This is a genomic window from Sutterella parvirubra YIT 11816 (assembly GCF_000250875.1).
Taxonomy (GTDB): Bacteria; Pseudomonadota; Gammaproteobacteria; order Burkholderiales; family Burkholderiaceae_F; genus Sutterella; species Sutterella parvirubra.
The window spans coordinates 1-9,018 of record NZ_JH604948.1; the positions used below are offsets into that span (position 1 = coordinate 1).

The window sequence follows — 9,018 nt, forward strand, 5'->3', positions numbered from 1 at the left end:
CAACATCGGCGTCGCGAGCGGGGCGCTCCCGACGAAGGGGCTCACGCTCCCGTTCGTGAGCTACGGCGGGAGCTCGATGCTGGCGGCCTTGGTCGCCGTCGCGATGCTCCTGCGGGTGGACAAGGAAAACAAGATTCTCATGCGAGGAGGTCAGGTGTGAGCGCACCGGAAAAGCATTTGGTGATTGCGGCCGCGGGGACCGGGGGACACGTCTTCCCGGGGCTCGCCGTCGCCCGCGTGATGAAGGCGCGCGGCTGGCGCGTCTCCTGGGTGGGGACGAAGACGGGGATGGAATCCGCTTTGGTCGCGAAGGACGGCATTCCCTTCCACGCGCTCGATTTCTCGGGCGTGCGGGGGAAGGGGAAGCTCGGCGCCCTGAAGGGCCTCGTGAAGCTCTGCGAAGCCTTCTTCGCGTCCCGCCGCCTTCTCTCCGACCTGAAGCCCGACGCCTACTTCTCGACGGGCGGCTACGTCGCCGTGCCGAGCGGTTGGGGCGCAAAGAGCCTCCACCTCCCCATCGTGCTGATGAACTGCGACGCGGACCTCCTGATGTCGACCAACACGCTGATGAAGGCGTGCGACGCGTTGGCCTGCGGCTTTGCGGGCGGCGCGAGGACCTTTGCGCGAAGCAAAGGCCACACGACGGGGAACCCCGTGCGCGCCGACATCGCGGCGGTGCCGGATCCGGACGCGCGCTTTGCGGGGCGCGAAGGCCCCTTGAAGCTCTTCGTCTTCGGCGGGAGCCTCGGCGCGCAGGTCCTGAACGACGTCCTCCCCGAAGCCCTCGCGAAGATCCCGGCGGAGGTGCGCCCGAAGGTGCTCCACCAGACGGGGCGCGACCGCGACGAACCCGTGCGGGCGGCCTACGCGCGCCTGGGGGTGGAAGCCGAGGTCGTCCCCTTCATCGACGACATGGCGGCGCGCTATGCGGAAAGCGACCTCGTCATCTGCCGCGCCGGCGCGACGAGCGTCTCGGAAATCTGCGCCGCGGGCGCCGCGAGCATCCTGGTGCCCTTCGTCGCGAAGACGACGGCGCACCAGTTGGGGAACGCCCGCTACATGGAACGCGAAGGCGCGGCGCGCCTTTTGGAACAGAAGGACTGCACGGCGGAGAACCTCGCCGCGATGCTCGCGGCGATGACGCGCGGCGACGCGCTGGCGCTCGCGCGCCGCGCGCGGGCGCTGGCGAAGGCGGACGCCGCCGAGCGCGTGGCGGATCTGATTGAAGAGACGTGCGCGAAGCGTGCGCGGGGCGCCTGACCCCCGGGGCCCTGCTTTAAGACGACGCAACGGACACGCAAAGAACGCGCAGCGACCAAGACCCCACATGGGCTGAAAACCTGACGAACGCAAAGAAGACAAGACTGAAGAGGGGAGAGAAACGGTGAAGTTTCTGGTGAACCATCTGCATTTCGTGGGCATCGGCGGCGCCGGGATGAGCGGCATCGCGGAGGTGCTTTTGAACCTCGGCTACGTGGTGTCGGGCTCGGACTTGGCCGCCTCGCCCACGACCGAGCGCCTCCAGGCTTTGGGCGCGCGCATCTGGCGCGGCCACGACAAGCGGCACATCCGCGGGGCGGACGCCGTGGTGATTTCGTCCGCGGTGAAGGACGACAACCCGGAAGTCGTGGCGGCCCGCGAACTCGGCATCCCGGTGGTGCCGCGCGCGGTGATGCTGGCGGAACTGATGCGCCTGCGCCGCGGGATCGCGATTGCGGGCGCGCACGGGAAGACGACCACGACGTCGTTGACGACCGCGCTTCTGGCGGCGGGCGGCCTCGACCCCACGTTCGTGATCGGCGGCCGGCTCAATTCCGCGGGCGCGAACGCGCGTTTGGGGACGGGTGAATTCCTCGTCGCCGAAGCGGACGAGTCGGACGCGTCGTTCCTCAACCTCACGCCCGTGATTTCGGTCGTCACCAACATCGACGAAGACCACATGGACACCTACGGGCACGACTTCGAGAATCTGAAGTCGGCCTTCGTGCAGTTCCTCGAAAGGCTGCCCTTCTACGGCGTCGCGGTCCTCTGCATGGACGACGAGAACGTCCGCTCGATCCGCCCGCGGGTGACGAAGCCCGTGATCGGCTACGGGTTGACGCCCGACGCGGACGTCCGTGCGATCGACGTGAAGGCGGAGGGGACTCGGATGAGCTTCACGCTGCTGCGCCCCGAACACGCGCCCTTGCCCGTGGTGCTGAACCTCCCGGGCCTGCACAACGTCAGGAACGCGTTGGCCGCGGCTGCGGTCGCGACCTTGGCCGGCGTCAACGACGAAGACCTCGTGCGCGGGCTCGCGGAATTCACGGGCGTCGGCCGCCGCTTCACGCAGTACGGCGACGTGGCGTTGACGAACGCCGACGGGAGCCTTCGCGGCGCCTTCAGCCTGATCGACGACTACGGCCACCACCCGCACGAAATGGCGGCGACGATCGCCGCCGTGAAGGGCGCGTGGCCCGAGCGCCGCGTGATGGTGGCGTTCCAGCCCCACCGCTACACGCGCACCCGGGATTGCCTCGACGCCTTTGCGGACGTTCTTTCGGGTGTCGACCGCGTCGTCCTGGCGGAGGTCTATCCCGCGGGTGAGCAGCCGATCGAAGGTGCCGACAGCGCGCACTTGGCCGACGCCGTCGCGGCGCGGGGCGCGAAGCGCCCCACCGTCGTGAAGGTGGAGGACGTGGGTGCGGCGATCCTTGCGGAAGCCCAACCCGGCGACGTCGTCCTCACGATGGGGGCGGGCTCGATCGCGCGCGTCGCGCCGCAGCTGGCGGGCGGTCCTCGCTGAAGTCCCAAGACAGATGAATTGAACGAAGAGGAAGAATGACGATGACGACCCAGAATTTCGGCCGCGTGGTGCTCTTGAAGGGCGGTGTTTCTTCTGAGCGTGAGGTCTCCCTCATGTCGGGCGCGGGCGTTGAGGCGGCGCTTCGCGGCGCAGGCGTCGACGTGACGGTGTTCGACCCCCAGACGGATCCCCTCTCCAAACTGGTCGAAGGGAAGTTCGATCGCGCCTTCATTTCGCTTCACGGGAAGCAGGGTGAGGACGGCGTGATCCAGGGGCTCCTCAATTACCTCGGCATCCCCTACACGGGCCCGGGCGTGACGGCGAGCGCCGTCGCGATGAACAAGGAGCTCACCAAGGCCCTCTGGCGCGACGCCGGGATTCCGGTGCCGGAAGGCCGCCGGTTGGCCGGCAACGTCACAGATGCGGAACTCGAGCAGTTGATCCGCGACTTCGGTGCGGACGGCCTCGTCGTGAAGCCCGCGAAGGACGGCTCTTCGATCGGCGTGACGAAGCTCCAGAAGGACGACGTGACGCTCGCGGCGCTCCGCGCGGCGGTCGACGCCGCCGGGGGCGAAGACGTTTTGGTCGAAGCCTACGTGCACGGCCGCGAATTTACCGTGGCGGTGGTGGCGGGCGAGGCGCTCCCCGTGATCGAGATCATCGCGCCCGAAGGCGACTACGACTTCCAGAACAAGTACTACACGGACGACGTGCGCTACGAGTGCCCGGCGGCGATTGCAGACGACCGTTCGGCGGAACTCCGTGCGCTCTGCGAAAAGGCCTTCGCGGTGCTCGGCTGCCGCGGGTGGTCCCGCATCGACGTGCTGGAGAAGCCCGACGGCGGCTTCGTCCTCCTTGAAATCAACACCTCGCCCGGGATGACCCCGCACTCGCTCGTCCCGATGGCGGCGCGTGCGGTGGGGCTCGACTACGCCGCGCTCTGCCTCAAGGTCCTGGGGCTCGCGGCCACGGACTGACAGAGTTTAGCCAGGCATGAAGACCCTCCGGACGCTTCTCTTCGCATGCCTTGCCGCCCTGGTGCTGGCGGGGCTCACGGCGCTCACGCTCCCGCGGGACTCCGCGGGGCGGCCCTTCGCGCTCACGACCCTCGTCACGACGAGCGACCCCGTGAAGGTGCCCGCCGCCCGGGTGAAGGAGGCGGTGGAAGAGGTCGTCGCGGGACAGAACTTCTTCACGGCGGACCTTGAAGCCGTCCGTGCGGCGGTCGAGGCGCTCCCCTGGGTGAAGCGGGCCCAGGTGCGCCGCCGCTGGCCGGGGGGCTTGGAAGTCCGCACGGAACTCCACGAGGTCTTCGGGATCTACGAGGACGGGCGGCTCCTCTCGACCGAGGGCGTGCTCTTTTCCGCGAACCCCGAAGAGAGCCCCGAGACGAACCTCCCGGACATTTTCGGCCCGGCGGAGGACGCCCCGGAATTGGTCCGCGCGGCGAAGCTCTTCAGCGAGATGATCAAGCCTCTGGACGCGAGGATCACGGAACTCATCCTGTCGGATCGCGGCGGGTGGTCCTTCGTGATGACGGGGGACGGGATGCCGCCCACGCGGGTGGAGCTGGGCCAGGTCCACGAGGACGACACGCCGGAGAAGCGCCTGCGCACGTTGGTTGAAGCCTACCCCCTGATGAAGGAACTTTTCGGCGGACCGCCCTCGACCTTGGATGCCCGGTATGATCGTGCCTTTGCGGCGGGGCTTCCCGACCGGGCGTTGATCGAAAAACATGCCCGCAGCATGCGTGAGGCCGGCAGGGGCCGAGATCCCGTGCCGCTCCCCGAAGAAGACACCAACGAGGCGACGGAAAGGTAAGGATGGCGCAGGATACGGACGAAGTGGTTGTGGCCCTGGACGTGGGGAGCCAGAAGGTGCTCTGCGTGGTGGCCAAGCCCGGAGAAGCGCCCGGGACCTGTCAGGTCCTGGGCTTCGGACATGTGGCGAGCGACGGGATCGTCGAAGGCACGGTCGTCTCGATCGAAGCCGCCGTGCGCTCGGTGCGCCACGCGGTGTCGGAGGCGTTCTACACGTCCGGCGTGCCCATCTCGCAGGTCTGGGCCGCGATCGGCGGGAAGTCGATGACGAGCGCCTCGTGCGAGGGGACCGCCGTCGTGCGCGGGAACGAAGTGCACGATGCGGAGGTGACGATCGCGCGCCAGAACGCCCGCGACCACGCGGAGGCGACGGCGCAGACGAACGGACGTGATCTCATCAAGCTGATCCCCCAGGGGTTTGAGATCGGCGACGCGGTGGTGTTGGAGCCCAACACGCCGGAGGGCCTCGCCGGGAGCCGATTGGTCTGCCGCGTGCACGCGGTCTACGGGTCGGCTCTGAATGCGGAGAACCTGAAGCGCTGCCTTGCGCGCTCGGAGTTGGAGTTGGTGGGGTACGAACCCCACCCGTGGGCGGCCGCGAAGGCGGTGCTGACGCCTTCCGAGATGATCTGCGGTACGGCCGTGATCGACATCGGCGCGCAGACGACCTCGATCGCGGTCTTCTCCGGGAAGATGCTCCGCCACACGGAAGTCTGCAAGTGGGGCTCGGAGCGTTTGACGATGGACCTCTCCCAGGTCCTGGGCATTTCGCTCGAAGAGGCCGAAGAGCTCAAGGTCCGCGTGGGGCGGTGTTCGCTCAAAGAAGTGATCCCCGGCGAAATGGTTCAGGCGAAGGATCCGTCGGTGTCGTACTCCCGCGAACTCGTCGCGAAGACCTTGGCCGCGCGCGTGCGCGAATTCTTCCGCCTCTACGAAGAGCACCTGCGCACCGCGGGCGTCTGGGACGAAGTGGGCGCGATCGTCCTGACCGGGGGCGGCGCGCACCTTCAGGACATCGACGTCCTCGCACGCGAGACGACGGGAAAGAGCGTCCGCATCGGCTACCCCCGCTGGATCGAGGGCGACGCCCCGATGCTCTGCCGTCCGGAAGCGTCCGTCGCGATGGGGTTGGTGCGGTGTGCGTTCGAAGGCGCGGACGCCGAAGAGGAGAAGCGCCGCACGCACGTGCGCCGCAGAAGACTCCCGCAGTTCATGAACCGCGTCATCACGTTCTTCGTGGGGGACTACTGAGAGACGGTCGCCCCCATCAGCATTGGATACGCTTTTCCGCCTTGAGCCCGTGCCAAATCCCTGAGGCTCGGCGATAATTGAAAGATTCGAAAACACAGAGGTCGACATGCCTTTTGAAATCCTGCAGGAAATTGATCCGCTCAACACCGTCATCAAGGTGATCGGCGTCGGTGGGGGCGGCGGCAATGCCGTCGAGCACATGATCACCCACGGTGCGAAGGGCATCGAATTCATTGCGGCCAACACCGACCATCAGGCGCTTCAGCGCTCGAAGGCCCACGTGAACATCCAGCTGGGGAGCACGGGGCTCGGGGCCGGTGCGCGTCCCGAAGTGGGCGCGGCGGCCGCGCAGGAAAAGCGCGAGCAGGTCGCCGAGGCGATCCGCGGCGCGCACCTCCTCTTCATCACGGCCGGCATGGGCGGCGGCACCGGGACGGGTGCCGCGCCGGTGATCGCCGAAATCGCGAAGGAACTCGGCATCCTCACGGTCGCCGTCGTCACGAAGCCCTTCAGCTTCGAGGGCGCGCGCCGCATGCGCACGGCCGAAAAGGGCATCGAGTCGCTCAAAGACAAGGTCGACTCGATGATCGTCATCCTCAACGAAAAGCTCGAAGAGGAATGCCCCCCGAACGCGACGATGAAGGAGTGCTTCGAGACCTCCAACGAAGTGCTCTACAAGGCGTGCGTCGGCATCGCCGAGATCATCCACACGCCGGGCAACATCAACGTCGACTTCGAAGACATCAAGACGGTGATGAGTGAGCGCGGCACCGCGATCATCGGGCTCGCCACGGCGAGCGGTCCGGACCGTGCGCGCATCGCCGCCGAAAAGGCGATCGCCTGCCCGCTTCTCGAAGGCGCGAACCTGCAGGGCGCCCGCGGGATGCTGGTGTACTTCACCGGGAACGAGTCCCTGACGCTTGCGGAAATCCGCGAGGCGATGGGCGTCTTGAACACCTTCACGCACAAGCAGGCGACGGTGATCTTCGGCTCCGCGCTCTCCGAAGCCATGGGCGACGAAGTCCGCGTGACCGTGGTCGCCACGGGTCTCGACCGCCCGTTCGACGTGAGCGAAATGGATGCGGAGGACGCACTTCCGCAGGCCGCCGCGCCGTCCGTCTTCTCCGGCGGCCCGAAGATCCCGCCCTTCCTCGCGCAGGGCGGCATCGCCCCGCAGACGGTGCATGCCGCTCCCGCGGCTGCGGCCCCCGCCGCGGCGCAGCCCGCGTCGGCCCCGGCGCAACCGGCGGCCGAGCAGCCTTCGGCCGAACCCGCGAAGGAAGCGCCGCAGGATCCCGCCGGGATGTCGATTCCCTCCTACACGATTCCGACGTACCTCCGTACGCCGGGCTCGGAGTAAGGGTTCCGAAGGTCCGACATACGTCCGAACAAGGCCGGCGGCGCTTCGCCCCGGCCTTGTGTCGCATTCACCGCATCAACCCCATCAACCGACAAACCAGTCTGAGGGTACCCACATGTTCAAGCAGCGAACGCTTCGCGAAAGCGTGACGGCCACCGGCATCGGGCTTCACAGCGGCCGCAAGGTGCGGCTCACGCTCCGCCCCGCCGACCCGGGCGCGGGCATCGTCTTCCGCCGCGTCGACGTGACGCCCGCCGTCGACATTCCCGCCGAGGCGACGAACGTGAATGACACCCGCATGGCGACCACGGTGAACGTGGGCCGCACGGCGGTGGCGACGATCGAGCACCTGATGAGCGCGATGTCGGGGCTCGGGATCGACAACGCGGTGGTCGAGGTCGACGCGCCGGAAATCCCGATCATGGACGGCTCGGGTGCGAGTTTTCTCTTTTTGATCCGCCAGGCGGGCGTGGTCGAGCAGGACGCCGCCAAGCGGTTCGTCCGCGTGACGAAGCCCGTCGAAGTGCGGGAAGGCGACAAATGGGCGAGGTTGGAACCCCATGAGGGGTATAAGCTCAGCTTCGCGATCGACTTCGGGCACCCCGCGATCGACGCGACCGAGCAGTTCGCCGAAGTGGACTTCTCCCGCACGACCTACGAGCAGGCGGTCTCCCGCGCGCGCACGTTCGGGTTCGTGCAGGACGTGGAGATGCTCCGCCGCATGGGGTTGGCGCAGGGCGGCGCCTTGGGGAACGCGATCGTGTTGGACGAATTCCGGATTCTCAATCCCGAAGGTCTTCGCGGACAGGACGAATTCGTGAAGCACAAGATCCTCGACGCCATGGGTGACCTCTATGTGCTCGGCCACCCGCTGCTCGCCCACTACCGCGCCTTCAAGTCGGGACACGGGTTGAACAACCAGCTCCTGCGCGAGCTTTTGAAGAACCCGGATTCGTGGACCTGGGCGACCTTCGAGAACGAGCGCGACTGCCCGGTCGACTTCTGGATGACGCGCCCGGGCGGGGATCCGGCGGATCCCCTGGCTTGATCGGCCTGATCGGCCTGAGCCGTCCGCCCCAAGGGGCGGGCTCACTGCCGACCCGCTCAGAGAACACTGAAGCCCACGAATCCGCGGGCTTCAGTCGTCTGGGGACGGTGTTCGGAGGAGGTCGGCCGTCACTGCCCGGCCGAATCCTTCGGGTCGGCCTCGGCTGCGGCCCGTTCCGCGTCCTCGCGGATCCGCTGCTCCCGCACCTCGTCCATCAGATCCTGGAAATGCGCCTCCCACTGCGCTTCCGCCGAATGTTCCCGGCGAAGCTCCTCAGGGGGCGCCGCCATGCGGATCGGGGGCGGAAGCGGCGCCTTGGGGGCGGCTGCCGTCCTGAGCTGCTCGGCTAAGGTCGCGGCGGCCTCCTCCCAGCGGAGAAGATCCGCCTGAAGGCCGTCCAGCTCCGTGAGGCGCTCTTCCGTCCAGAAGGCTTCCGGGTCCACGTCGTCGGGGAGGGCGAAGGCACTCATCCGGGCGTCCAACAGCGACGACTCGGCGTCCAACGCCGCGCAGGCGTCTTCCTTCTCGCGGCGCGCGGCGATGCGGGCGAGCATCCGGGTGCGCACGCCTGCGAGCCCTTCGTCCTTCGCGGCCGAAGCTTCGTCCGGCACCAAGTCCGGGTCGGGAGCGGCGGGAAGGTGTTCGCGCGCCTGCCGGACCGCGTAGACCCCGCGCATGAAGCGGGTGTGGAGGCGCTCCATCCGGCGGAGGGCCTCCGGGACGCGCTCCTCAGGGCGCGGGGCGACGGTCTTCG

The 9,018-nt window shown here is 67.9% G+C and carries 8 protein-coding genes and 1 pseudogene; 8 read left to right on the forward strand and 1 reads right to left on the reverse strand.

Annotation, left to right across the window (positions count from 1 at the left end):
* The 8 genes from HMPREF9440_RS10980 to lpxC form a co-directional block, all read left to right on the forward strand.
* Positions 1–160, forward strand: a 160-nt coding sequence (locus HMPREF9440_RS10980; protein WP_008542031.1) for an FtsW/RodA/SpoVE family cell cycle protein, incomplete at its 5' end; no start/stop codon positions are given.
* Entirely contained in the window at positions 157–1,260 is a 1,104-nt protein-coding gene (gene murG / locus HMPREF9440_RS04830) for an undecaprenyldiphospho-muramoylpentapeptide beta-N-acetylglucosaminyltransferase (protein WP_008542032.1), read from the forward strand. The genes HMPREF9440_RS10980 and murG, both read left to right, overlap by 4 nt.
* A gap of 124 nt (positions 1,261–1,384) precedes the next feature.
* A complete protein-coding gene (gene murC / locus HMPREF9440_RS04835; RefSeq protein ID WP_008542033.1) occupies positions 1,385–2,785 on the forward strand; it encodes a UDP-N-acetylmuramate--L-alanine ligase in 1,401 nt (466 codons plus the stop codon).
* A gap of 35 nt (positions 2,786–2,820) precedes the next feature.
* Positions 2,821–3,762, forward strand: a complete 942-nt coding sequence (locus HMPREF9440_RS04840) for a D-alanine--D-alanine ligase (RefSeq protein ID WP_008542035.1) — start codon at positions 2,821–2,823, stop codon at positions 3,760–3,762.
* 16 nt (positions 3,763–3,778) lie between these two features.
* Positions 3,779–4,606 carry a cell division protein FtsQ/DivIB gene (locus tag HMPREF9440_RS04845; RefSeq protein WP_008542036.1) on the forward strand — a complete coding sequence of 276 codons (828 nt, stop codon included), beginning with the start codon at positions 3,779–3,781 and terminating at the stop codon, positions 4,604–4,606.
* Between the two features lie 2 nt (positions 4,607–4,608).
* Positions 4,609–5,856: a cell division protein FtsA gene (ftsA, locus tag HMPREF9440_RS04850; RefSeq protein ID WP_008542037.1), complete on the forward strand. Its 1,248-nt coding sequence runs from the start codon at positions 4,609–4,611 to the stop codon at positions 5,854–5,856.
* A gap of 106 nt (positions 5,857–5,962) precedes the next feature.
* On the forward strand, positions 5,963–7,216 hold the full coding sequence (gene ftsZ / locus HMPREF9440_RS04855; protein WP_008542039.1) for a cell division protein FtsZ: 1,254 nt from the start codon (positions 5,963–5,965) through the stop codon (positions 7,214–7,216).
* Positions 7,217–7,331: 115 nt separating this feature from the next.
* Positions 7,332–8,264 (forward strand): UDP-3-O-acyl-N-acetylglucosamine deacetylase, encoded by a 933-nt coding sequence (gene lpxC, locus HMPREF9440_RS04860; RefSeq protein ID WP_008542041.1) that lies wholly within the window; start codon positions 7,332–7,334, stop codon positions 8,262–8,264.
* Positions 8,265–8,392: 128 nt separating this feature from the next.
* Here lpxC and HMPREF9440_RS11655 read toward each other — a convergent pair.
* A pseudogene (locus tag HMPREF9440_RS11655) lies at positions 8,393–9,018 on the reverse strand (hypothetical protein); the annotation flags it as partial.

What these genes read in the sequence shown, in the direction of transcription:
- ftsZ (WP_008542039.1), top strand. Translation starts at nt 5,963, where the DNA reads ATGCCTTTTGAAATCCTGCAGGAAATTGATCCGCTCAACACCGTCATC.
- HMPREF9440_RS04845 (WP_008542036.1), top strand. Translation starts at nt 3,779, where the DNA reads ATGAAGACCCTCCGGACGCTTCTCTTCGCATGCCTTGCCGCCCTGGTG.
- HMPREF9440_RS04840 (WP_008542035.1), top strand. Translation starts at nt 2,821, where the DNA reads ATGACGATGACGACCCAGAATTTCGGCCGCGTGGTGCTCTTGAAGGGC.
- lpxC (WP_008542041.1), top strand. Translation starts at nt 7,332, where the DNA reads ATGTTCAAGCAGCGAACGCTTCGCGAAAGCGTGACGGCCACCGGCATC.
- ftsA (WP_008542037.1), top strand. Translation starts at nt 4,609, where the DNA reads ATGGCGCAGGATACGGACGAAGTGGTTGTGGCCCTGGACGTGGGGAGC.